This is a genomic window from Paenibacillus sp. 01T424, from assembly GCF_056398745.1.
Genome location: NZ_JBFTPZ010000014.1, coordinates 62,265 through 87,440 on the forward strand (window position 1 = coordinate 62,265; position 25,176 = coordinate 87,440).

Sequence of the window (25,176 nt, forward strand, 5' to 3'; positions counted from 1 at the left end):
CTGAGCCGTTTTTATTTTGGAATGGCAATGGGTAAAACTATCAGATGATCTTCACCCTATATTTAGACGGATACTAGGGTTTCCTATGAAACAAGGCAATCATAGGATATGAAAGGAGAGGAGATGGTCGTACTGCCATGAATGATAATAGACTAGTTATAGCTAGATTGGGAGAGGCATTATGATTTTTGGTACGGTTATACATGCAGAGCATACAGCTAAAGCGATAATGATGGCCAAATCCATTAAGAAACATATGCCTAATGGCAAGGTTATCATTGGTGTGATGGAGGAAACTATGCCTAATGCCGCTTTTGGCTGTCCTTATTTTGATGAGGTCGTGCTCATGAAAGATACGGATGTATATTCCAATATGAAAAAGTTTTTTTTCCAGTACACTCTTCAAGAAGCACAGCGGGCTTGCAAGGCTTTATTGGTGAACTATATATACAAAAAGTATACGAATGAGATAGCTATCCATTACTTGGATGCGGATACATGGGTCATTTCTCCATTTGAAGAGCTTGCAGAAGGTTTCAATCAGCATCCCATTACTTTGATAGGAAAAGTCATTGATCCTGAGTTTCTGGATTTGGATTGGTTGACGGATGTTAGGAAAAACGGGATCTATGATTCAAGCTTTATGAGCTTTAAACGTCATGCTGTTACGGAAAGCTTCCTGAAATGCTGGCTCAAGCTTAGTGAAAATAATTGTTATTATGATCAAACGACCCATAATTTTATCGATCAAGGATGGCTGGATCAATCGCACACACTCTTTTATGGTGTCTTTTCCTTGCGTGATGCGGGCTATCAGGTCTCTCACAGCAACCTTATGGAGAGATGGGATATATCAAAAACTGCCTCTCATACGTATTCCATTGGTAATAAACCACTGCGCTCCATTCGAATATCCAATAATTTTGAGCTGGCGATCTCATGGATCGAGCATGAGAAGGGGCAGCTATACGGAGAACTAATCGAAGAATATAGAAATGAATGGATAGAAGTAGAACGAAATACAGCGGCGAGCTCAACCTGGAGCTATAGTCACTTCACTAGCGGAGAAGTGATTGCAGATCAAACGAGAGCAAAGTTTCGCATGCATTACTATGACAATTCTGAAGTTGAAAATCCATTTTTGCTATCAAATGGGTACTTTCATTCAGAAGCGTTCAGTACGGATGTGATGGATCAACCGATTCCGTATTACGCAGACGAACCAGATCGGATAAAGCATCGAAACATGATGGTGAAGAAGAGAAGAGCTCGGCGCAAGCTAAGGAAGCCTATCCGCAAAAAACGTCGTCGTTCGTATTGAGATATGCCTCAATTGAAATGAAAAAAATGCACCCGTTAGCCTAGGTGCATTTTTTTTGCATTCTTATTTATTTAATCTTGCACGATGCTTCGTGTAACCAAAGTTTGCTTCAACATATTGAATCGCTCTTCTCACTTGCCTATCGTAAAGTTCGGAGCTTGACATCAACCGATCGATTTCATTCGTTACATTGGAAGGTTCAGCATAAATGGCGGCTTCACCAAAAAGCTCCTTGTAGCTTGGGGGAAGAATAACCGGCACGCCAGCAGCCATCGCCTCAAAAATAACGCGGCCAAACGCTTCGACACAATTGGGATGTGTATAGTAAACAAAGACGTCGAGTCCTGCCAAAAAAGACTTTGGCGAGCGTTTTCCAAATCCAAGCACATGCCAATTTTGAGGCAGCTTTCCTAATATCCGACGCGGTGTTCTAGCACCGCCAAGAATGTGTATTTCATATTTTGATGAAGCGGGATAAATTTTTAGAAGATCCGTTCGATTGGAAGGCCATTTCACATAAGCATCTCTGGAGTGTCTGCCTATTTTGATCACGCCTCTGTGAGAAGGACGGTTTTTCCGTCTCCATTCCCTCGTATTAATGATGTTGACCCAATCTGCAGAAGCCAATTTAATGTTCTTCAAATCACCTGCATGGTGCTTAAAAAGCGTATTTCTCACTTGAGGGCCGATTGGATGCCATGTGCTGGATTTTCCGAAAAATTGTTTGACCCGCTGTTCGCAGCGACTAATGTTATAAACTAACCGGCCGTATCTGCCATAATCCTTTCTTGGGGTTTGATTGACGATGACGTGTATTCTCTTTGCCGATACGTTCGGTTTATATCTTCTTCTCACATGAAGAATTCGCGGATGTCTAATAATTAGAGTTTCACAGGTAGCTCTGGCGGTTGTATTCAGCATTCGAATGCTCCGCCCATCGACCATACGCTTGATTTTGGGGTTAATTGTACTGGTTTTGCTTCTTGGCTGGCCGGACATGTGAATCAGCCCTGTTGTTAAACCTGCTCTTTTTTGAGCTTTCATTTCTTCTACGTTGGATGAGGTTGTTCCACCCGGCAATCTAAAGTCAGACATCATAATGACGTCAAAATGCCTGCTGCGCTTGCGGTATTTTCCAGCCATATCGTTACCCCTCTCGAAGCATTTGCTTGCTGCAGATTATCGATAGCATATGCGGCATTTGAAAGGAAGGTATAAGGCGAATGCAAGGGAAGTGGAAAATTGGGCTGTGATCACGGTGGCTGCATTTTGTATCCAAACTGTCCAAACTATTAATAAGTTGTTTCATATACTATCTAAGCTGATTAAAAATTACTAGAGAGAAGGCGAGAGATTAGAATATGAGCGATTTGCATAATCATAACGCGATTGAAAAGCAGAGAACGGTAGCTATTGTGGGGCTTGGTTATGTGGGTCTGCCACTTGCTCTGCTTTTTGTTCGTAAGGGGTTTAACGTTGTTGGAATTGATTTGGATAGAAGAAAAGTAGAGTCGATTCAATTAGGAAAAAGCTATATAAACGAAATTAAGGATCAGGATATACAAGAAGCGAATTTTTCTGACCGCTTTACCATTTCAAATGAGTTTCATCTAATGGATGCAGCTGAAGCAATCGTTATTTGTGTGCCAACGCCTTTAACTGCGCATGGAACGCCTGATTTGAGCTATTTGACGCAAGCGGYCAAACAAATTAGCAGTAGACTTAAGCGGCAGCAGCTAGTCATATTAGAAAGCTCAACTTACCCGGGCACTACAAGAGAAGTGCTCCTGCCTGTTTTGAATCAAACCGGGCTTAACGCAGGGATAGACTATCATATTGCCTACTCGCCTGAACGGGTAGATCCTGGAAATAAACATTTTGATGTAGAAAGTATTCCAAAGGTAATTAGCGGCGTAACGCCCGGCTGCTTGGAGCGAGTGAAGGAATTATACAATCAAATTTTTATTCGTGTGCATCCCGTTTCCTCCACGGATACAGCGGAGATGACAAAAATATTGGAAAATGCTTATCGACTAATTAACATTTCTTTCATTAATGAAATGGCCTTAATATGCGATGCAATCCATCTGAATGTTTGGGAAATTATCGAGGCAGCCAGTACGAAGCCATTTGGATACAACACGTTTTATCCCGGGCCTGGAATTGGCGGTCACTGTATTCCAGTGGACCCCTCTTATTTAGCATGGAAGCTGAAGCAGCATGGCATTACTTCTGATTTTATTCACATTTCAAATACAATTAATGATGGAATGCCACTATATATTACACAGCAGCTTGAACATTATTTGGCGCCTAAACCGCTCTCGGAAACGAGAATTATGATATATGGAGTAGCCTATAAGCCAGATATATCTGATTACAGGGAATCAGCGGCTATTGGTTTGATTCAAAGTCTGCATCTAAAAGGTGCGGATGTAGTTTACCATGATCCATACGTACCATCGCTGCAAGTAGGCGAGCATAAGCTTGTCAGCTTGGAGCTAAGCGCAGAAACACTTTCAAATACAGATTGCGTTATCATTGCTACCGATCATACTTCTTTGCCGCTGGAACTTGTTTTGGAGCATGCTCCGTTTGTATATGACACCCGAAATGTAGTCAAATGGATTACGGGCAAATCAAGAATCGTCACGCTCGGAGGCGGCGGATCATGAGAATATCACTAGCTGTTTATGACCGAGTAAGGAGGCACGATGCAGCCGGCATGGATAAGGAGCATTTTTCCGGTCAGGGGAGGATGACCTCAGGTGTAACCATAGTTACAGCAACGAATAAGCCCCTCTTTATGCAAAATCTATTCACTAACTTCAAGCGTCAGCAATGGAGGGTGAAGGAGATGATCGTGCTGCTAAATAACGATGGCATGAACATTGAACTTTACAAAAAACAGGCCAGCAGCTTTGGAAATGTATCGATATACAAGCTGCCGGCCAAATGGTCGCTTGGGAAATGCTTAAATTACGGCATTAGCAAAGCCCAATATGAGATTATAGCCAAATTCGACGATGATGATTATTACGCTCCGAATTATTTGACTGAGGCAATGCTGCGACTTGAAAAGACGGAAGCGGATCTGATAGGGAAAAATAAGTTTTATATGTACTTTAAGCATTCTTCAAGGCTGATGCTTGCAACGATGCCTAGTAAAAATAGAGTAGCAGGAGCGACGATGCTGTTCAAAAAAAAGCTGTATCCGGACGTTTCTTTCAAACATCTTCGCAAGGGAACGGATATGAGGTTTCAGAAGGACAGCATCAAAAAAGGCTATAAGCTGGCTTTCACAAGTCCCAGCCATTTTGTAGCAATTAGAAGAGCCAATCAAAAAATGCATACATGGAAGGTTACGAAAAAAACGATTCGATTGCTTCGTGCCAAAAAAATTGCGCAGACGAAGCAATACCGAAGCATAGTCAATCAGAGCAGCAAACAAAAATAAGGATGGCAGCAGCCTATCCTTATTTTTTGCTTTATTGCTTCCGCTTTTTATGGAGCTGGTATGCACGCTGTTGAATTTTCAAGTAGTCATGCTCGATGCTCGTATCGTACCAGCGTTCCTTGTATACATATCCGATCGCTTTGCGTGTCATGCCCATCTGATTTAAAGCATCGGTTAATTGAATCTCTCCGCCTATTCCGGGTTTCGTTGTTTTTAATAATTCCAAAATGCCAGGTTCAAGAATATATCTGCCCATGACCGCGAGCTGGGACGGAGGATCATATGCCGGCTTCTCTACTATGGAAGCGACCTCGTAAATTCGGCGCTGAACTTGAACAGCAGACGCCACGCCGTATTGGGACAACAGCTTGGGGTCAACCGATTGCAGTCCAATGACATTGGTTCTGTGCTTCTCGTAGTTTCGAATTAAGGGTAAGAGCAAAGAGTTTTGATACAGGTTTATTTGATCCGGCAGCAGAACAGCAAAGGGCTCGTTTGCAGCAAATGATTGTCCAAGCGAAACGGCATGACCAAGACCGAGTGCTTCATATTGACGAATATATTGAATATTGACTTTGGCGGGAGCAATGATAGGCAGCATGCTTTCTTTGTGAATCGTACGCAAATGAGCCTCCAGCTCCATCGAACGGTCAAAATAGTTCATAATTTCTGTCTTATTGCGAGATAGTATAATTAAAATGTCGGTAATTCCTGCATCGACTGCTTCTTTAACTACATAGTCGATTGCTGGTCGGTTTCCAATGGGAAACAATTCTTTGGGTATAGCCTTGGTTATGGGTAAATTGCGAATTCCATAGCCTGCGGCAGGAATGATCGCTTTTCGAATCAATTGCATCACCTCTAGTTTTGAATGTCTCTCTAAATCTAGTTTATTAATAAAATATAGATTTGAAGCTTGTCTTTCTTAAAAAAGGCAGCCGTACAAGCCCCTTTATCGTTATGATTTTTGATCAACAACGTCCAAATCTTAGCGCATGTGGTTATCCATCCACTCTTAAATCTTTTAAATTCATATACTTATAAGGGAGTTTCAGTAGAGCGAGGGGAGGTGGACTGCTGGATGAAAGGCGTTATACTGGCTGGCGGGTCAGGCACGAGACTTTATCCGCTAACGAAATTTATGAACAAGCATCTATTGCCAGTCGGAAAGCATCCTATGATATATTATGCGATTAAAAAGCTGGCGGATGCAGGGATTAAAGATATTTTGCTCGTTATAGGAAAACAATCAGCAGGCTTGTATGTTGATTTTTTGGGGAGCGGCCACGAATGGGGCGTCAATCTCGTTTTTAGAGTGCAAGATCAGTTTGGCGGTGTTGCTGAGGCATTAGCTTTGGCAGCTGGGTTCGTATCTGCGGATGAAAAATTTGTCGTTCTGCTAGGAGACAATTTGTTCGAGGATTCATTATCTGAATATATGGTTTCTTTTGAAGCATCATCGGAAGAGGCAAAGGTATTACTTAAGAGAGTAGCTGATCCAGAAAGATTTGGCGTTCCGAGAATGGAAGGCGGGCGAATTGTATCCATTGAGGAGAAGCCTTCGAATCCCGGCTCTAATTATTGTGTAACGGGTATTTATATGTACAACGCTGATGTTTTTAATGTAATAAAGACATTGCGTCCTTCGGGGAGAGGGGAGCTTGAAATTACCGATGTAAACAACTTTTATGCGGCGAGGGGGGCACTCAAGCACAGCATTTTGAAAGGGTGGTGGCATGACGCGGGTACGTTCACTTCGCTGCAGGAAGCGGGATTGCGTCTAGCGGATGAGAAAACACAATAGTAGGCTAGCTAGACTGCGACATTACCTGTGTCCCAGTCTATTTTTTTACAACGATTAGGAGAGAAGAAACTTCATGGTAACAGACGCCGTGGCGGTAAAAAGGTTCAAACATATTATGAGATAGGGTTGAATGCATAGAGTCACCAAGTATACCGCCATTACAGATATAAGGGAAGGAAAAAAGATTATGAAATTCAAAAATCTTAAGGTCCGACCTAAGATGATGCTGAAGCCAAAAAGGAGAATTGGTAGAAAAAGCCACTTGGTCAAAAATGGAAGGAAAGATTGGCGGGCAGGATCGATAAGAAGCCAGTCAGAAGGCTACAAAGCTGGATGGAAAGACGGCTATCGTGACGGCCGCTGGATTGCTGTAGTAGGCGGCGTCTGTAAGCCGAAAATTGCATACGTCATCCCAGGATGCTCCATTTCCGGTGGCGTAGCGGTTATTCTTCAGCATGCCAACCGCTTGAAGCAGCGCGGTTATGATGTCGTATTAGTTTCCATGGATGGAAATACGCAGGTTAGCTGGCATCCTGTTGAGGTGCCCATCGTCACAGAATCCCGCGCTCCTGCGGATCGTGATATTGTGATTGCGACCTTTTGGGCTACACTCGGCGCTGCAAGAAGAATAGAAGCAAAGAAACGCTTTTATTTCATTCAATCGGATGAATCCAGATTTTATTCGCCATCGTCGGAGCAATCGAAGCTGGCCTATCAAACGTACAAAACGAATGATTTTACGTTTCTGACGATGGCAGGCTGGCTGCAGCGCTGGCTGCAGCGTACGTTTAATAAGCAAGCGATCTATATCCCTAACGGACTCGATACCTCACTTATGTATGAGGCAGAGCCGCTTGCACCAAAAAGCAGCAAGGTTAGAGTATTGCTGGAGGGCCCTATTAACGTTCCTTACAAAGGAATGAGCGATGCTTTTGCGGCAGTGCGGGATTTGAACTGTGAGGTTTGGTGTGTCAGCTCGTCGGGGCGTCCCGCTGCATCTTGGCGCTGTGACCGCTTCTTTGAGAGTGTATCCTATGAAACGATGAAGCATATTTACTCTAGCTGTGATATTTTGCTCAAAATGAGCAGGGTTGAAAGTTTCCTCTATCCTCCACTTGAGATGATGGCTTGCGGAGGAGTTCCAGTCGTTGCTGATGTAACGGGGACGGATGAATATCTGGTCAATCATTATAATAGTTTGGTCATTCCAAATGACATTAGAGCAGCAGCGAATGCAGTACAAAGTTTGATAGCAGACAAGTCTCTGCGCGAACACCTAAGAGCTGGCGGGAGCGAGACGGTAAAGAAGTGGGAATGGGATCGAAGCATAGATTTGTTGGAGCAGGCACTAATTAGAAATGTATAAAGAGTACTCGTTACAGAAAGAGGTGAGATACTTCTGAAGCAGAAACGGAAAATAAACATTTCAGCAGCAAACGAGTGGGATGCAGGACGCGAATCTGGCTGGAAGCATGGTTACCATGTGGGTACCTGTGAGGCTATAATTCAGAAAATACCGCGGCCTGCAAGCGTGCTTCGATCTCTGCGAGTATTATATGTTCGCGCGGGATTAAGAGGCCCTTTTCCAGATATGGATCAGGCGGTTACGGATGCTCTCAGAGGTATGGTCAGCGAGCTGATCATCGCATCTCCATCGGATAATCTTATTGATCTGGCAAGCAGGAGAAGACCGGATTTAGTGCTCGTACTGCATGGCACTCAGGTGCCAGTCAACCAAATCAAAGGCATTCGTTCGATCGGCGTTAAAACAGCGATATGGCTCGTCGATGAGCCCTACGTAACCGATGTTACAACGGTCATTGCCCCGCAGTATGAATGGCTATTTACCCATGAGTTGGCTGCTATTCCAATCTATCGGCAGCTCGGCTGTCAGGTTCATTATTTGCCGCTGGCAGTTAACCCAGCCGTGTATAAGCCCAAATATGTACCCGCTCATTATCAAAGCGATATTTGCTTTATTGGGAATGCCTTTCATAACAGAGTCAGATTAATAGATCGAATTGCTCCTGCACTAGCACAGCGCGATACAAGAATTATCGGTTTGTTCTGGAAAAGGCTTAAGCGTTACAAAAGCCTAAGCAAGGGCATTCGCATTTCATGGATCAGCTCAGAAGAAGCAGCGAGCTATTACAATGGCGCCAAGATTGTCATCAATATTCATCGTTCCCATGACGACAAGGTGCATAACAAAAATAGCCGCAACCTTCCCGGCCTGTCGATCAACCCTCGTACGTATGAAATTGCGGCTGCCGGAGCTTTTCAGCTTACAGATGTTCGTCAGGACTTAAGCGATTTTTATGTACCTGGAATGGAGCTTGAAACGTACTCTTCACCAAAAGAGCTGGCTGATAAAATTGCATATTACCTGCATGACGAGCAAAAGAGGAATCAAATCGCATTAAGAGGATTTATAAAAACGCTGGAGCAGCATACCTACGAGAAGCGGCTCAGCCAGCTGCTTCAAATCGTCTTTCCATCATGATAGCTAAACAAGATCGTGGGAGGTGAACCCAGATGCGCAAGCGATATTCGCGCAGGCGTATAAAAGCAGTCCGTAAAATAAAGCGAACCAACTTTCAAGCGAGCTATGCAGCTGGTTATCGGGATGGCAGGGCGAGTGGAGCAGCAAGCTATCAGCAGCCTTTTGAAGGCACAAGCATTATTATTCCAACCTATAACCAGTTGAACTATTTACGAAATTGCATAGAGAGCATTCATAAATATACGCCGCAGTCTTACGAAATCATCATTATTGATAATGGCTCAACGGATGGAACGGCTGCCTATTTAAAGTCGCAGGCAGGGCGATTGCGCTATAAAATTTTTCAAGAGAACTTAGGTTTTTCCGGTGGCGTCAATCAAGGCCTGATGATGGCAAAAGGTACGTCGATTCTCATTCTTAACAATGATACGATCGTGACGAAAAACTGGCTGTCGAATTTATTGTCGTGCTTGAACAGCAACCCATCGATTGGTCTTGTTGGTCCGGTAACCAATTATTTGTCGAATGATCAAAAGATTGATGTCAGCTACAAAAACATGAAAGAAATGCAGCAGTTTGCCCAAAATTACAATCATATTAACCCGGTACGATGGAGAAAAACGAATGCCATAATGGGCTTTTGCTTGCTTTTATCCAGAGAGGTGCTTCAGCGAGTCGGGTATATGGATGAGGGATATGTCATTGGGACCTGCGAGGATGTAGACTTTTATCTTCGGATACAATTGCTTGGTCTGGATCTAGTTATTGCGGAGGATACATTCATCCATCATTATGGCAGTGTGACGATGCGTTCGTTTCTGGATGCGTCCTTGCTTAACAACGCTTTTTTTCGTGAAAAATGGGGCGACTGGGATCAGATCAGCAGGCTGGAGGCGGTAATGAATTCGGCATCGCCTAATGAAAAGAGAAAAGGAACAAACTTTTACCCTAGCCATATCGTTGTTAAAGGAACTGATTCGAATGTGTATTGGGTAGAAAATGGATATCGATATATTGTACGGTCTTCAGATTTAATGCATGTGGATGCAGTAAGATTGCCGCAGCTTGATTTATGGAACTGGCCGATAGGAGGGGACATTTCGATTACAGTTTTGCAGCAGAGAATAGCTGCATTATCGGCGCTCACCACCAATTTCGCTGAGGGCAGTTTAGTAAAAACGCAGGACGGCGAAATGTACCAGATTATACAGGGCAAGCTGCACCGAATGACGACAAAATATGCCTATAAGGCATGGGGACTGGAGCAGCGTTATGTTCGTCCTTTAACGCAGGCCGATAAAAACCAGTATTCGGAAGGCTTCCCTATTGTAGCTCCTCCGATCATTAAGGCTAATAATATATAATTCCAAGTTTAGGAGGACGGCAGCATGCTGACGAAACGAAAAAAAAGTACAGCTATTAAAAAAACGAGCGTCAAAAAAACGAGTGTCAAAAAAACGTTGAACGCCGGCGGGAAATTAAGCAGCCGCAAAAACAAATATGGTGTAAAAAAAGGGAAACGGCGAGGTAAAACATTAAAAAAAGGGTTGAGAAGCGGTGCAAGAGGGAGAAAAAGAAGCGGACCGTTTCACACAGGTTATGAGCAAGGGTATAGAGAAGGGCATTCGAAAGGTTTTGAGGATGCGCATCAAGAGTCTTATATGACGAATCAAGGTGCTGTCCTCTCGCAAGCACAGCCAGAAAGCACAAATGCATCGCCTTATCTGACTACTCAAATGCCGAGTGAAGCGGAAATTGCGAGCGTAGCCGGATCTCGAATCGGGATTCTTTATATATGCACAGGGAAATACAGTATTTTCTGGGAAAACTTCTATCGGAGCGCCGAAGCTTATTTCTTGCCGGGCTACCAGAAAAACTATTATGTATTCACAGATGCCGAGCACATCGTTGATGAAGAGAGATCGAACATTTTGAAGATTCCTCAAGATAATCTTGGATGGCCGGGCAATACGCTGCTGCGATATGCGATGTTTAGAAACGTGGTGCATCAGCTGCAGCAGGAATGTGATTTTGTATTTTTCTTTAATGCCAATATGCAATTCGTTGATGTCGTAAGAGAAGAAATATTGCCAATTCACGAGGGCATCGTTGCGGTCCAGCATCCAGGCTTCTACAATAAAGCGCGCCACGAGCTTGATTTTGAGAAAAATCAACAAAGCTTAGCCTATATTCCTGAGGGCGCAGGAAGCTACTACTTTATGGGTGGGTTGAACGGCGGCCGAACGGAGCACTATACGAATCTCATTCGTGTTCTGGATGAGAATATTAGAACGGATATGAATAATGGGATCAATGCCGTTTGGCATGACGAATCGCATTTAAATAAATATTTAATCGACAAGTCTCCTAAAGTGATGAATCCATCCTATGGTTACGTGGAGGGCCAGCAGCTTCCGTTTCCAATGAAAATATTAATTCGCGATAAAAACAACTTCGGCGGCCATAGCTTTTTGAGAAGCTAGCGGCATAAAAAAACGTAAGCGGTTCGGATTTTTCCGAGCTGCTTACGTTTTTTTGTGGATGAATGAAAGGAACAGCTATTAAAAGATGTCTACCTGCTCGTGGCATGCGGCTGGGATATAGTTTGCATATTTGTTTACGTTTATACGATCACCGTTCTCAAATAGCAAAGCAAGCTCTTGCGGCGAGTATTCCTTATTGCTTCCTGCGCGGTTGGCATACACATTCTGAACGACGTTGAGCGGGTTGCAAAACGCTAAGGATACTTCGCTGCATGCTAGAAACTGGCGCCCCTCAGACAGCTCCTGCGCACGTCCTGCCATACATCCTTCAAGCGTATTGGGGTTGGAGAAATCCAAGTTTCTCAGATGCGGAAGAAGATGAGTTGTGCGGTATACCGAGCTGGAAACTTCAATCGGATAGCCGAATTCATACTGCGCCGATGTCCAGTCAAACTTGCGATAGCCATACTCGATAATGTGATGCCATGGAATAGACTGTTCAGCACTCATCGTGTAGCAGTAACGAATGTTTGGTCCCAGTCTTAAGGAAAAGCCAATCAAATCGTTGTGCGCAGCTAATGTGTTCATGACGGACTGCAGCGTGAAATCGCGAACGAACAAGCAATCATCCACGATGAATAGAACATAGGTATAGGGTTCCATCGAAGCGATAACCTGCTCTTTGAATTGCTCCTCTTTAATAAATTGCACCAACGGGTATTCGTTTTTGAGTCGTTCATATTGTGATTCATAAAAATCGCTCGATGTCTTGTAAAGGACCTTCATGTGAAAATTGGAAATATCGAGGGCATGCAAGTAAAGCGATCGCAGGGCTGCATCCAGCTGGAGGGCTCGATCCTTGCTGAAAATAATACCCGTCAGCGGTATTAAAATAGGCGCTGCCCCTCCGTCGCTTGGCTGTTCAACAAGAGAAGAAGCAGGAGCAGTAGGAGCTATTGGAGCAGCTGGTACTTTACGGGCGAGGATGCCGCGTTTCCATCCTCTTGCTCGTTTGTTTATTCGATTTGACCGCAGCAGCTTCTTCCCCTTGCGAGAAGCTCTGCGACGCGTATTTGCGGACGTGCGATTTATTTTTTTACTTTGTCGTTTCATTCGCTTATTCGCAGCTGGTTTTCGTTTGACAACGGTTTGAGACAAGCGTTATCCCTCCTTATTTTCAAGAAACCTCGTTCAATGTATTCTATGTCGATAATTTGGCATGGTACGGGCAATCGATAGGCGTGAAGCGCCTGTATTCCATTGCTTGATCGCATCTATTAAATTTTCACAGACTGGGTATTCATCAGAACAACAAACTATTGAATGAATAAACATAGGAAGATGGCAAGTATATTTGAGAGAAAGAGAGGATGTTTCTATGCGGACGATAGATAAAAATACGAAAGTGGTCATTCTAGCAGGTGGGTTCGGCACTAGAATAAGCGAGGAGTCGCTCATGAAGCCAAAACCGATGATCGACATTGGGGATAAGCCAATCTTATGGCATATCATGCAAACCTATGCGCATTACGGCTTTACTGATTTTGTGATTTGTTTGGGCTACAAAGGTTATTTCATCAAAGAATATTTCTATCATTATTTTTTGCATCACTCGGATGTGACCTTTGATTTATCGAATCGAAACGAAATGACAATTCATGAATCTTCCATTGAACCTTGGAAAATCACGTTGGTCGACACAGGCAAAGAAACGATGACGGGCGGCAGGCTAAAGCGAGTTCAGCCGTATTTAGGAAACAAAACATTTATGCTGACGTACGGCGACGGGGTTTCGGACATCGATATTGGCAAGCTGTCAGCTTTTCACTGCTCTCATAACAAGCTGGCTACAGTAACGGCTACGCAGCCAAGCGGCAGATTTGGCGCTCTCGATATAAAGGACAGCAACAAGGTTATTGATTTTATGGAGAAACCAAAAGGCGACGGGAGCTGGATTAATTCAGGTTTTTTCGTAATGGAACCGCAGCTGCTTGATTATATTGAAGGCGATCATACAAATCTGGAGATGGACTGCATGCAGAAGATAGCTAATGATGGACAACTTATGGCTTATAAGCATGAGGGGTTCTTTCAGCCGATGGATACGCTTAGAGATAAAAACTATTTAGAAGGTTTATGGAAATCAGGAAAAGCGCTATGGAAAAAATAAAGGAGTGTCCATGATGAATCCAAGCTTTTGGCGCAATAAAAAAGTGTTCATTACTGGACACACCGGCTTTAAAGGCAGCTGGCTTTGCTTGTGGCTGGCAGCGATGGGCGCCAAGGTGACTGGTTATGCGCTAGCACCGCAGCAGCAGCCTAATTTATATGAGCTTTGCAATATCGATGCGATGATTCAGTCCGTTACCGGTGATATTAGAGATTCAGCAAGGCTGAGCAAGGTTTTGTTAGCTGCTGAGCCTGATATCGTTATTCATATGGCAGCTCAAGCTCTGGTTAAGCCCTCCTACGAAACGCCTGCTTATACTTTTGAAGTCAACGTCATGGGTACGGTTAATCTGCTTGATGCGGTAAAGCTTGCTGTGGAGAGTGGAGCGGGCATTAAGGCGGTTGTTAATGTAACGACAGATAAAGTGTATGAAAATCAAGAATGGGCATGGGGCTATAGGGAGAGCGATAGGCTGGGCGGTTATGATCCATATTCAAACAGCAAAGCTTGCTCGGAGCTTGTTACAGCCTCTTATCGCAATTCCTTCTTTCATAGCAAAGATGAGAAGGTTCACGGTGTCGGCATTGCAACGGCAAGAGCGGGCAATGTCATCGGGGGCGGAGATTTTGCTCAGAATCGCTTAGTTCCAGATATGGTTCGTGCCTTCATGGACGGCAGTGCGGTGAGCATTAGAAACCCGCATGCTGTAAGACCTTGGCAGCATGTACTTGAGCCTTTAAGCGGATATTTGCTGCTTGCAGAGAAACTTTATGCGAACGGATCAGAGTATGCGGAAGGTTGGAATTTCGGTCCTCGCGATGAGGATGCAAGGCCGGTAGGCCAGGTTGTTGAACAACTTGGTGCGAAATGGGGCGGCGTAGTAGTGCATACGGATACAGGCAAGCACCCGCATGAAGCCCATGAGCTGAAGCTGGACTGCTCGGAGGCGCAGCGGCGCTTAGGGTGGAAGCCAAGATGGACCCTTGATCAGGCGCTGAATAAGGTGGTTGAGTGGACGCTTGCCTATCAAGGCAACGAAGATATTCGGCAGGTTTGTTTGAATCAATGGCATGAATATGCAGGGAAAACAAGCTGAGGGGGGAGATCGATGATAGAAAAAAATTCCCGTGCAGCCTTAACAGCTTTAGTCACCGGAGCCACGGGTTTTATTGGCTCACACCTCGTTCGAAAGCTTTTGGCGGAAGGGTGGAAGGTGCACATTATCGCTAGAAATGAATCGAGCCTTAAGCAACTGGAGGATGTCCAGGGTGCTATCATCATACATCGGCATGATGGGACGATTGACAGTATGTTCGCAATTGTCGAGTCTGCAAAGCCCGATCTTGTTATTCATTTAGCATCCTTCGCCACAGTTACTTATGCGCCAAGACAGGTAGAAGAGATGCTGACAAGCAATATTCTTTTCGGTACGCAGCTAGTGGAGGCGATGTTGTCGCAGCACGTTTATGCATTCATTAATACGGGAACCTTCTCACAGCATTTTGACAATAAGCTTTATAGTCCAAAATCGCTGTATGATGCCTCAAAACAAGCGTTTACGGATATTTTAGCTTATTATTGTGAATCGTCGCCGTTACGTGTAATTACGCTGGAGCTGTTCGATAATTACGGTCCAAACGATACGAGATCCAAAATCATTTCGTTGCTGCTGAAGGCTGGAAAGGAACATAAACCGCTTGCGATGTCACCTGGAGAGCAGCTGATTGATATTGTACACATTGATGATGTTGTTGAAGCTTATATGCTCGCAGCCCAGCAGCTGCTAAATGAAGGGGCAGTTAAGAACGAGGTTTATTCCGTTTCTTCACAGCAGCCCATTCCACTGAAGGAGTTAGCGGGCATTATCGAAAAAATCATGGATGTACCGTTACAGGTGAATTGGGGAGGACGACCCTACCATCCGCGAGAAATTATGATTCCATGGAACAAGGGGGTAACCGTGCCGAAGTGGAAGCCAAAAATAACACTAGAGGAGGGAATTAAAAGATTAATAGAGCAACAGCAATAGGAATGAGAATAGATTGCTGTTAAAAATGAGGAGGGTAAATAAAGATGAGAATCTTGCTTTGTTATGAGGCGGATGAGGCAGCTGCGGGCAGTAAGGCAGCCGGTCAGCTCACCGCTGCGCTCCATGATTTACTCGTTCCAATAGGCGCAGTAACGCTGTTCAATGCCTCATATTTTGATCAGCGGATGCTGCAAGGTCAAAGCTACGATCTGTATGTAGGTGCATCCAATCATCTCTCACGTATAAATGGGCTATGCCATATAAAGAAAAGTATATTGATAACGACAGGGCTGCATCCACAAGAAATCAACCACAGCACGTCTAGATTAAAGGCTGGCCATAACCTGCCAGATGATGTTTTCCATGAGACTGCTGCACCGAATGTTGACGAGCTGGAACAGTCTATCAAACAAGCTGATTTCATTATCGGAATCGGAAATATTGAAACCTACAATTCTTACATCAAACGCGGACTGCCAAAATGGAAATTAAAAATGTTGTTAGGCGGGATTGCTGCTTTAGATCAACCTAATACGTTGCCATCTTCGGAAAATGTAAAAACGGGGCAAAGAAGAGTGTACACGTATATCGCTCCAAAACTCGGATTAAACAATGGTTTTGAAGCCGTCTTTCTACTCTTCTCGAGTTCAGACATCGCGAGTCAAAATTTGGAGCTGCATGTTGTAGGGCAGCCTGCAAATAGGTTTTTCAACAACAGGCTGCTGCAATTAAAAGCTGTGCTCGGTGATAAGCTGTTTGTTCACGGTGAAGAGCTTAATGAAGCCCAGAGCGCAGAGCTGCTCTCGAACACTGATTTTATCGTTTACCCCTCGTTAGGCGAATATGATTCTTCGATTTTACAGGGACTAATCCACGGCGCAATACCGCTTGTAACCGCGCAGTCCGGCATCGATTTTTCACCCATCGGAGTATTCGACCCATTGGATCATTTGCAGCAAAAACAGCTGCTGCAGCGCACGCTTCAGCTGAGTGGTCAAGAGATTGTGTACTGGAAAAAGATGACGATTGAATATGTAAAGGAATATCACCTTCCTTATAAGCAGGTGCTGGACAAGACGATTAAGGATTGCCTGAACGGGAATTTATATCCGAAAATAAGCATTACGCTGCCTGTTTTCAATAAAGAAGCGACGATTGTTCCCCTAATAGCGGAGCTGCACCGTGCTGTGAGCGAATATAAAAATGCTGAACTCCGTATTATTTTCGATGGCTGCTACGATCAAAGCGAATATGTGGTGAAGCAATTTTTTCAGACCGTTCAAGTGGATTACAGTATTGCTTATGAAACGACGCCTAACATCTTTGAGATTAAAACGAACAACATCGGCTTAAAAAAATCATCCGGTGCTTATTGCGTCATTTTGCAGGATGACAATTATGTTTACGATAAAAATATCTTTTACGAGGTTGTACAGTTTATGGACAAAAATACGAGTTGTGCTATTGTCGGCTGTTTATCCGGCGTTAACTTTTACCCGAGAGGAACGACGCTTAGCGGACCTGGGCAAATCTCGTGTTCTGCAAACGAGGTGTATTGGAGGCAGGATGAGAAAGCAGATCCGAATTTGAAAAACCGTGTTTTTGAAGTGGATGCTTGCATGCGCGGACCGCTCGTCATTCGAAAATCATTTTTGGAGCAGTATGGATACTTGGATGAATGCTACGCGCCTTTGTATCAAGACGACATGGATATTTGCTTTCGGGCTAAGCATTACGGCTACAAGGTGTATTGCATGATGTCCGATGTAGAGAACCGTTCTTTGACAATGGCCCATTACGATACAGGGATGAGCAGGATGTTCCAGGAGGTGATGGAGCGAAATACGAATATTTTTTATGCAAGATGGACGCCGAGTACAAACAAAGATTATGCATGGATTCATCGAACTCGCGTTGATGGATCATAGGTTAGAAGGAAGTGGTCATGAATGATTTATTTAGTAAGTTTTGCATCACCAGAATTTCAATCCTATCAAGATAGACTAAACGCGACTGCGCTGCAATTTGGCGTTGATCGTGTCATTTCATATCATCCAAGCGATCTCGAAGGAACGGCTTTTGCTCGTAAGAATGCAGCAATTTTGCAGCATGAGAAAGGTTTTGGCTTATGGTGCTGGAAGCCGTATATTTTACTGGACTCTTTATCGAAAATGGAAGAAGGAGCGCTGGTGCTGTATTCGGACGCGGACACGCGGTTCACTAATCCATTGTATCCGCTATTTGCCCACTGCGCCGATAACGGCGGATTTGCTTTTTTTAAAACAGCCTATTATTTAAATAAAAGCTGGACCAAAAGAGACAGCTTCGTGTTCATGCAGTGTGACAGCTCGGGGTATTGGGAAGCGGAGCAGGTCTGGGCTGGATTTTTTATGTTTTACAATAATGAGAAAAGCAGAAGCCTATTAGAAGAATGGCTGTTTTATTGCCAAGATTATAAAGTGATTTCGAATGCTGAAAATAGCAGCGGCCTGCCGAACTTCCCGGAATTTATCGATCATCGTTACGACCAGTCGATTCTTTCGCTGTTGACAGTTAAATACAGCTTGCCGGTGACAAAGGATATGTATCATTATTTTATGTTGCCAGACAGGAAAGTTACACCAGAATGAAAGGAGCTTGCCCGATGAATGTGAAGGTCAGCATAGTAATCCCGTGCTTGGATGAGGGTAGATTTATTGAACAAACCGTCGATTCTTGCTTAGCTTCTTCCTATTCGGAGATTGAAGTAATCGTCGTGGATTATGGATCAACAGAGCCAGCGACGATCGATCTAATAAATAGTTTAAATAAACCAAAGACGAGAGTCATTTATGAGAGGAACAGTGGACTCCCGGCTGCGAGGAATGCGGGGATTAAGGCAGCACAGGGCGACTTCATCGTATCGCTGGATGCAGATGATTTGCTCCATCACAGCTTTCTTGAGAAGGCGATTCGCCTGCTTGAGCAAAATCCAATGGCAGGCATTGCTTCGCCAGGCTATCATACTTTCGGGGCTGTTCATTATAGCTGGGAGCCGCCGGTCTTTCATTTTGGCCGCTTGTTAGCTGAAAATATTATATGCATAAGCGCTCTCTTTCGGAAGCAGGCTTGGCTTGAAGCTGGCGGCTATAACGAGGGGATGACGGATGGTTATGAGGATTGGGACTTTTGGATTTCGCTTTCGAAAAAGGGCTGGACCAGTGTAGCTGTAAATGACGCCCCGCTGGCTTATCGTGTATTAAGCGCCGATTCCGATGGTTCCATGCATGATCTGCTCCGTAAACAAATTGTGAATAACCATCCAGAGCTTTTTCACGAAAACCGCTTGGATAAGCTATGGCTCAGCTGGCTGTGCGACGAATGGGAGGTTAGGAGAATGCTGCGCAGGCGGCTTGGTCAAGATCTTGAGCTCGCGCCAATCGTAAGCATCGTCATTCCCTGTTACAATTACGGCCAATACGTGGAGGAGGCCGTAGATTCTTGCTTAAACTCGACCTTTCAAGAGATTGAAATTATTGTCGTAAATAACGGCTCTACTGACCCGTACACGATCGAAGTTCTGCAACGCCTTCAGCGGCCAAAAACGAGAGTCATTCATGTTCAGACGAATATTGGTCTGCCGTATGGACGAAACGTTGGCATACGCGAAGCAAGAGGGAAATATATATTGCCCCTTGATGCGGACGACAAAATACAGCCTACTTTAATAGAGAAGGCTTACCGCATATTAGAAGCGAGACCGGAGGTTGGCTTCGCAACTGTCGGCTTGGAGTATTTCGGCGATCAATCGTGGGTTTGGATTCCGCCTGAATTTGATTTTAACCGCTTGCTCTCTGAAAATATTGTTTGTGTCACCTCGCTTGTTCGCAAAAGTGCTTGGTTATCAGTAGGCGGTTACAATGAAGCGATGATACACGGCTATGAGGATTGGGATTTCTGGATTTCGTTATGCGAGAGGGGCTGGCGTGGGACTGCCATTCATGAAGCCTTGTTATTATACCGGCGTCATGGCCATTCGTTGTCCTATGATGCGGGACAGAAGCACGCGATGATTGTTCAGCAAATACGAGCGAATCATCCGAGATTATACTGAAACAGCGACATTGTTGAAAGAACGATGAAGATGCCCTAAGGCTTTTGTCCAAACCATCTGCATCTATCATTCATTGTATAGTAGTGAGTGTGTAGAAGGAGGCGGGAAGGTGCCAAAGGTAACGGTTTTGATGCCGGTTTATAACGGTGAATTGTTTTTGCGCGAAGCAATCGAGAGCATTTTAAATCAGACATTTCAAGATTTTGAGTTTTTAATTATTGATGACGGCTCCAAGGATCAGAGCGCCGCAATCATTGCCTCTTACTCGGATACAAGAATCCGTTTCTTTAGCAATGGATCAAACTACGGACTTATTTTCACGCTGAACAAGGGGCTTGTTCTTGCTCAAGGCGAATATATTGCTAGAATGGATTGTGATGACTTTGCTTTTCCTGATCGTTTGGCAAGGCAGGTTGAGCATATGAATCAATACCCGGATATCGGCCTTTGCGGTACAGCGATGAAATATATGCATACCGATATTTGGGTTAAGCATCCAACCGATCATGAGGACATTAAGGCAGGGCTTTTGTTTTATTGCTCTCTAAATCATCCAACGGTCATGATGCGGAGCTCCGTCGTTAAGAGCTACTCGCTTTATTATGACTATCAGAGTCCACATACGGAGGATTATGAGCTGTGGACGAGAATGGCGCAATTAACCCGCATCACGAATATACCTGATGTTCTGCTTCATTACCGCATTCATAGTGAGCAAATAGGCGCGAAGCATAATGCGGAACAACAAGAGATCGGGAAAAAAATTGTATTCAATCAGCTGATTCAGATGGGGCTTCTGCCTACCGAGGATGAGCTTAATCTTCATATGAACGTATGCGAGAGACGTTTGCAGGCAACAGACGGTTTTGTTCAAGGGGTGACAAGCTGGTTCGATAAGCTTCGGGCAAAAAATATCGAAACAAACCATTATTCCCAGCAGAGCCTTGAAAATGTGTTGAATTCGTATTTTGCTGAGGTTTCAAGCTATTATCATGCTAATCTGCCAGTTGCCAAACCAGCTTCAAGCATAAGGAGAACGAAGCCGTTAAGAAGAAACGGACGTAAAAGGTTAGGAAAAAAAACAACCGGCATGCGAAGAAAAAAAAGTAGTAAAGGTGCATCAAGCAGGAGAGCTGTCAGCCGGAGCAAGCGCAAGGGGAGTGTCCAGCCACGGATTAAAGGGAGCGCAATAAAAGGAAAGAAGCGGGCATCATAAAAACAAAAGCCACAGCGACTAGGGATAGTCGCTGTGGCTTTTGTTTTTATGACCGTATTTATTGCTGATCGATATACCATTTCACGGTCTTCTCTAACCCTTCCGGCAAATCCGTCTGTGCCTTGAAGGAGAATAGCTGCTCTGCTTTGGATGTGTCAAGGCATCTTCGCAGCTGCCCGTCGGGTCTGCTTGCATCCCATCGTATATTTCCGGTGTAGCCTGTTTTCTCCGCAATTAAATGAGCGAGCTCTTTAATCGAGATTTCGCGGCCTGTGCCAATATTGACAGGCTCTTCGCCATTAAACTGCTCTGCGGCTTGCAGAATAGCTGTTGCAGCGTCCTCCACATATAAAAACTCTCTTGTTGCAATCCCTGTGCCCCAAACCTCAATGTAATCAGCATTCTGTTCTTTCGCCTCTAAGCATTTGCGAATAAGCGCAGGAATGACATGCGAGGTTTCCAGATCAAAGTTATCTCTGGGACCATACAGATTAACGGGTAGAAGGAAGATGGAATTAAAGCCGTATTGCTTGCGATAAGCTTGAGACTGAACGAGCAGCATTTTTTTGGCTAAGCCATAAGGTGCGTTTGTCTCTTCTGGATAGCCGTCCCACAGCTCTTCTTCCTTGAATGGAACATTGGCAAATTTGGGGTAAGAGCAAATCGTTCCGCAGGCTACAAACTTTTCGACGCCATGAAGACGAGATGCCTCTGCGAGGTGGATGCCCATCGACAGGTTGTCATAGAAGAAAGAACCTGGATTTGCGCGATTGGCTCCAATCCCACCTACTTTTGCGGCCAAATGAATGACGATATCCGGTTTATAGTCTTGAATGACGGACAAACATGCGGCCTGGCTAGTTAAATCATATTGCCGGCTCCTCGGTACAACAACGTCTGCTGCATCGTATTTAGCAAGCAGCTCGACGACATGCGAGCCTAAGAAGCCGGAGCCTCCGGTGACCATAATTTTTTTCCCTTTCAATTGACTCATTATCAGCCTCCGACCTTTCCTATTTAACCTAAATATATAATTCTACTTATCAGATTATGTAATCGGCTCTTAATGTGAGCATGTCTTTGCCTATTTATAGAATAGAGTTTGAGAAGCTTCCATTACGTCCATACCAATTCGTTTGAGAGACATACTATGTTACTAATTGGGATGATAGGGAAGGGGCRGATGTTTTGAAGATTGCTTTTGTAACAGGGATTACGGGACAAGACGGCGCATATCTAGCGGAATTGCTGTTAGATAAGGGATATATTGTACACGGATTGCAGAGAAGAAGCTCTCTGCCGAATACCGGAAGAATCGACCATTTGTTGAATGATTCCAGCATTAATGAACAAAGATTTTTTCTTCATTATGGAGACCTAACGGATTCTTTAAACATAGTGCGAATTATTGAACAGGTGAAACCGGATGAAATTTATAACTTGGCAGCGATGAGCCATGTTCATGTCAGCTTCGATACGCCAGAGTATACAGCCAACGCAGATGGCATCGGAACGCTGCGCATACTGGAAGCTGTACGACTGCTCGGGCTTACGCAAAAAACAAAAATTTATCAAGCCTCCACATCTGAGCTTTACGGGCTTGTTCAACAAATTCCGCAGCATGAGAATACACCGTTTTATCCCCGCAGTCCTTATGCAGTTGCCAAGTTGTATGCCTATTGGATCACAGTAAACTACCGCGAGGCCTACGGCATGTTCGCGTCCAACGGTATTCTCTTTAATCATGAAAGTCCTTTGCGAGGAGAAACATTCGTTTCACGCAAAATAACGAAAGCTGTTGCCCGCATAGCGCATGGACTGCAAGACAAGGTTTACTTAGGAAATTTAAATGCGCAGCGAGACTGGGGACACGCAAGAGATTACGTCGAGGCGATGTGGCTGATTCTTCAGCAGAGCGAGCCGGAAGACTTTGTTATTGCAACAGGATACACGACAGAGGTTAGAGAGTTTGTTCGTCTTGCTTTTGCCGAGATCGGTGTGGAAATAGCATTTAAAGGGGAAAAGGAAGACGAAGTGGCCTATGTAAAGGCATGCCATAATCCAGCCTATTCGCTTCCGGTCGGCAAGGAGGTTGTTGCCGTGGATGCCAAATATTATCGGCCTACCGAGGTTGAGCTGCTGCTCGGAAGTCCTGAGAAGGCAAAGAAACAATTAGGGTGGACACCTAAATATGACGTTCAAGCGCTTGTTAAAGAAATGGTTATGCAGGATATGAATGCACTAAAAGGAGAGCGAGGCTAATGAAAATAATTTTGCTCTCGGGAGGCTCCGGCAAACGATTATGGCCGCTTTCGAACGGCTCGCGAACGAAGCAATTTTTAAAGGTGCTCAAAGGGGAGAACGGCGAACGAGAATCGATGGTTCAACGGGTGTGGAGACAGCTGCAAGAGGCTGGTCTTGAGGCTTCATCCTATATCGCCACATGCTCCTCTCAGGTGGATTTGATTAGAAGCCAGATTGGCAACCAAGTTCCGATCATCGTGGAACCGGAGAGAAGAGATACCTTTCCGGCTATTGCTTTGGTTTCCGCTTATTTGAATTCAATAGTGAAAGCTTCTAAGGACGAGATCGTATGCGTGCTGCCTGTAGACCCCTATGTAAATACAGATTTTTTCAAAAAGATCAAGGAATTAGAGCAGGTTTTGAGAGGAACGAATGCGGAGGTTGCCTTAATCGGATCACGTCCGACTTATCCTTCAGAGAAATATGGCTATATGATTCCATCTCCTATGAATCTCGCATCACAGACTAATAATAGCATCGTGATTACAAGTTTTGTCGAGAAGCCGCCAGCGCTGATTGCCAAGGAGTTAATAGACAATGGTGCACTATGGAATTGCGGCGTGTTTGCCTTCAAGCTTGATTATTTGCTCTCGCTTCTACGCGATCGAAATTACCCAACCTCCTATCAACAATTATCCCGTCAATATGATGCGCTGCCCAAAAACAGCTTTGATTATGAAGTGTTGGAAAAAGCGAAGCAGCTCAGAGCCATCGCATATGAAAATGAGTGGAAGGACCTCGGCACATGGAACACGCTGACGGAGGAAATGGATACGAATGTAATTGGGCAGGGTCTTATAAGCGACGATTCGAACAATACGCATGTGCTTAATGAATTGGATATTTTGGTGACGGTGCTTGGTTTATCGAACATTGTTGTAGCAGCAAGTCCGAATGGCATTCTCGTATCCGATAAATCTGCGAGTCCCCGCATTAAGGAAATGATGCAGCCTATCGATCAGCGACTGATGTACGAGGAGCTCCGCTGGGGCTGGTATCGCATTTTGGACGTGTTTAAGCTGGAAGACAACCGAGAGACGCTCGTGAAAAAAATTGTGGTTCATACAGGAGAGCATTATGTTCCGGGTTCATTGCCCTCTCGAAGGGTTATATGGACCGTTCAAGCCGGCAAAGGCGTAGCGATTGTGGATGGTAAGCCGCTAAACGTCGCTCCCGGGGATTGCTTGGAAATGGAGTCGACAACAAGCTACAGCATAGCCGCTTTAACGGAGCTTACTTTAGTGGAAGTACAAATAGAGACGACGAGCGGAGTGGACGTATGACATTTAGAAAAAGGATGCTGGTCTTATCCATCATCGACAGCTTGCTGCTCCTCGGCAGCTGTCATTCTCTACGCAGCGGAGTTGCTGCTTTTCACAGATGAACAAATTCCTTTTCTGATGCTTGTGGTGCTGGGACTAATCTCTGCGGCGCTGCTCGGCGGTTTCCGAATATGCTTTATGAATGTGATGGAGCATGCCAAGGCATCCAAGGTTACGAGAAAAAAAGCGTTAATCGTTGGCGCAGGCGCTGCAGGCACGATTACAGCTAAACAGCTGCTGCTTTATGACATTGCAGAGCTTACGCCAATCGGTTTTATTGACGATAGCAGCAAAAAACAAAATTACGAAATTTACGGCATTCAGGTTTTGGGCAAGCGAGAGGATATTCCGCATATCGTCGGTACGTATGGCATAACAGACATCATTATCGCCATACCTTCAGCTCAGAGCGAAAAGTTGGACAGCATCGTTGCCATCTGCAAGCAGACTCCAGCTTATGTAAGCATATTGCCG

Annotated in this window: 21 protein-coding genes and 1 pseudogene; 18 read left to right on the plus strand and 4 right to left on the minus strand. The window is 44.5% G+C overall.

Annotation, left to right across the window (positions count from 1 at the left end; translation table 11 throughout):
- The first annotated feature begins 181 nt into the window (after positions 1 to 181).
- Positions 182 to 1,321 carry a hypothetical protein gene (locus AC1DPK_RS13320; protein ID WP_477510603.1) on the plus strand — a complete coding sequence of 380 codons (1,140 nt, stop codon included), beginning with the start codon at positions 182 to 184 and terminating at the stop codon, positions 1,319 to 1,321.
- 63 nt (positions 1,322 to 1,384) lie between these two features.
- Here AC1DPK_RS13320 and AC1DPK_RS13325 read toward each other — a convergent pair whose 3' ends face one another.
- Positions 1,385 to 2,464: a glycosyltransferase gene (locus AC1DPK_RS13325; RefSeq protein ID WP_477510604.1), complete on the minus strand. Its 1,080-nt coding sequence runs from the start codon at positions 2,462 to 2,464 to the stop codon at positions 1,385 to 1,387.
- Positions 2,465 to 2,682: 218 nt separating this feature from the next.
- Here AC1DPK_RS13325 and AC1DPK_RS13330 point away from each other — a divergent pair, with 218 nt between their 5' ends.
- Positions 2,683 to 3,996 (plus strand): nucleotide sugar dehydrogenase, encoded by a 1,314-nt coding sequence (locus tag AC1DPK_RS13330; protein ID WP_477510605.1) that lies wholly within the window; start codon positions 2,683 to 2,685, stop codon positions 3,994 to 3,996.
- The gene (locus AC1DPK_RS13335) at positions 3,993 to 4,778 is read left to right on the plus strand and encodes a glycosyltransferase family 2 protein (RefSeq protein ID WP_477510606.1); all 786 of its coding nucleotides are present in this window, start codon (positions 3,993 to 3,995) and stop codon (positions 4,776 to 4,778) included. Before AC1DPK_RS13330 ends, AC1DPK_RS13335 begins: the two co-directional genes overlap by 4 nt.
- A 31-nt stretch (positions 4,779 to 4,809) precedes the next feature.
- On the opposite strand, the gene AC1DPK_RS13340 is transcribed toward AC1DPK_RS13335, so the two are convergent.
- Positions 4,810 to 5,628 (minus strand): UTP--glucose-1-phosphate uridylyltransferase, encoded by an 819-nt coding sequence (locus tag AC1DPK_RS13340; protein WP_477510607.1) that lies wholly within the window; start codon positions 5,626 to 5,628, stop codon positions 4,810 to 4,812.
- A gap of 231 nt (positions 5,629 to 5,859) precedes the next feature.
- Between AC1DPK_RS13340 and AC1DPK_RS13345 the strand changes: the two genes are divergently transcribed.
- From AC1DPK_RS13345 to AC1DPK_RS13365, 5 genes are all read left to right on the plus strand, one after another.
- Entirely contained in the window at positions 5,860 to 6,582 is a 723-nt protein-coding gene (locus tag AC1DPK_RS13345) for a sugar phosphate nucleotidyltransferase (protein WP_441886782.1), read from the plus strand.
- 187 nt (positions 6,583 to 6,769) lie between these two features.
- A complete protein-coding gene (locus AC1DPK_RS13350) occupies positions 6,770 to 7,948 on the plus strand; it encodes a glycosyltransferase family 4 protein (RefSeq protein WP_477510608.1) in 1,179 nt (392 codons plus the stop codon).
- A gap of 225 nt (positions 7,949 to 8,173) precedes the next feature.
- On the plus strand, positions 8,174 to 9,085 hold the full coding sequence (locus AC1DPK_RS13355) for a CgeB family protein (protein ID WP_477510609.1): 912 nt from the start codon (positions 8,174 to 8,176) through the stop codon (positions 9,083 to 9,085).
- Positions 9,086 to 9,117: 32 nt separating this feature from the next.
- Positions 9,118 to 10,449, plus strand: coding sequence for a glycosyltransferase family 2 protein (locus AC1DPK_RS13360; protein WP_441886773.1), 1,332 nt, complete (start codon positions 9,118 to 9,120; stop codon positions 10,447 to 10,449).
- A gap of 24 nt (positions 10,450 to 10,473) precedes the next feature.
- Positions 10,474 to 11,568, plus strand: a complete 1,095-nt coding sequence (locus AC1DPK_RS13365; RefSeq protein ID WP_477510610.1) for a family 6 glucosyltransferase — start codon at positions 10,474 to 10,476, stop codon at positions 11,566 to 11,568.
- 78 nt (positions 11,569 to 11,646) lie between these two features.
- Here AC1DPK_RS13365 and AC1DPK_RS13370 read toward each other — a convergent pair whose 3' ends face one another.
- Positions 11,647 to 12,726 carry a hypothetical protein gene (locus AC1DPK_RS13370; RefSeq protein WP_477510611.1) on the minus strand — a complete coding sequence of 360 codons (1,080 nt, stop codon included), beginning with the start codon at positions 12,724 to 12,726 and terminating at the stop codon, positions 11,647 to 11,649.
- Positions 12,727 to 12,946: 220 nt separating this feature from the next.
- Here AC1DPK_RS13370 and rfbF point away from each other — a divergent pair, with 220 nt between their 5' ends.
- From rfbF to AC1DPK_RS13405, 7 genes are all read left to right on the plus strand, one after another.
- Entirely contained in the window at positions 12,947 to 13,738 is a 792-nt protein-coding gene (gene rfbF / locus AC1DPK_RS13375) for a glucose-1-phosphate cytidylyltransferase (RefSeq protein ID WP_477510612.1), read from the plus strand.
- Positions 13,739 to 13,748: 10 nt separating this feature from the next.
- Positions 13,749 to 14,834, plus strand: a complete 1,086-nt coding sequence (rfbG, locus tag AC1DPK_RS13380) for a CDP-glucose 4,6-dehydratase (protein WP_441886761.1) — start codon at positions 13,749 to 13,751, stop codon at positions 14,832 to 14,834.
- A 12-nt stretch (positions 14,835 to 14,846) separates the two neighbouring features.
- On the plus strand, positions 14,847 to 15,767 hold the full coding sequence (locus AC1DPK_RS13385) for an NAD-dependent epimerase/dehydratase family protein (RefSeq protein ID WP_441886758.1): 921 nt from the start codon (positions 14,847 to 14,849) through the stop codon (positions 15,765 to 15,767).
- A 44-nt stretch (positions 15,768 to 15,811) separates the two neighbouring features.
- The gene (locus AC1DPK_RS13390) at positions 15,812 to 17,695 is read left to right on the plus strand and encodes a glycosyltransferase family 2 protein (RefSeq protein ID WP_477510613.1); all 1,884 of its coding nucleotides are present in this window, start codon (positions 15,812 to 15,814) and stop codon (positions 17,693 to 17,695) included.
- A 21-nt stretch (positions 17,696 to 17,716) separates the two neighbouring features.
- Entirely contained in the window at positions 17,717 to 18,397 is a 681-nt protein-coding gene (locus tag AC1DPK_RS13395) for a hypothetical protein (RefSeq protein WP_477510614.1), read from the plus strand.
- Between the two features lie 14 nt (positions 18,398 to 18,411).
- Entirely contained in the window at positions 18,412 to 19,860 is a 1,449-nt protein-coding gene (locus AC1DPK_RS13400) for a glycosyltransferase family 2 protein (protein ID WP_477510615.1), read from the plus strand.
- Positions 19,861 to 19,969: 109 nt separating this feature from the next.
- The gene (locus AC1DPK_RS13405; RefSeq protein ID WP_477510616.1) at positions 19,970 to 21,076 is read left to right on the plus strand and encodes a glycosyltransferase family 2 protein; all 1,107 of its coding nucleotides are present in this window, start codon (positions 19,970 to 19,972) and stop codon (positions 21,074 to 21,076) included.
- Between the two features lie 58 nt (positions 21,077 to 21,134).
- On the opposite strand, the gene AC1DPK_RS13410 is transcribed toward AC1DPK_RS13405, so the two are convergent.
- Positions 21,135 to 22,070 (minus strand): GDP-L-fucose synthase family protein, encoded by a 936-nt coding sequence (locus tag AC1DPK_RS13410; RefSeq protein ID WP_477510617.1) that lies wholly within the window; start codon positions 22,068 to 22,070, stop codon positions 21,135 to 21,137.
- A 194-nt stretch (positions 22,071 to 22,264) separates the two neighbouring features.
- Between AC1DPK_RS13410 and gmd the strand changes: the two genes are divergently transcribed.
- The 3 genes and pseudogenes from gmd to AC1DPK_RS13425 form a co-directional block, all read left to right on the plus strand.
- Complete coding sequence (gene gmd / locus AC1DPK_RS13415; protein WP_477510618.1) at positions 22,265 to 23,338, plus strand: GDP-mannose 4,6-dehydratase; 1,074 nt, start codon at positions 22,265 to 22,267, stop codon at positions 23,336 to 23,338.
- Complete coding sequence (locus AC1DPK_RS13420; protein WP_441886737.1) at positions 23,338 to 24,663, plus strand: sugar phosphate nucleotidyltransferase; 1,326 nt, start codon at positions 23,338 to 23,340, stop codon at positions 24,661 to 24,663. The genes gmd and AC1DPK_RS13420 overlap by 1 nt, the downstream gene beginning before the upstream one ends.
- Before the next feature lie 60 nt (positions 24,664 to 24,723).
- Positions 24,724 to 25,164 (plus strand): annotated as a pseudogene (locus AC1DPK_RS13425) (nucleoside-diphosphate sugar epimerase/dehydratase); the annotation flags it as partial.
- Between the last annotated feature and the right edge of the window lie 12 nt (positions 25,165 to 25,176).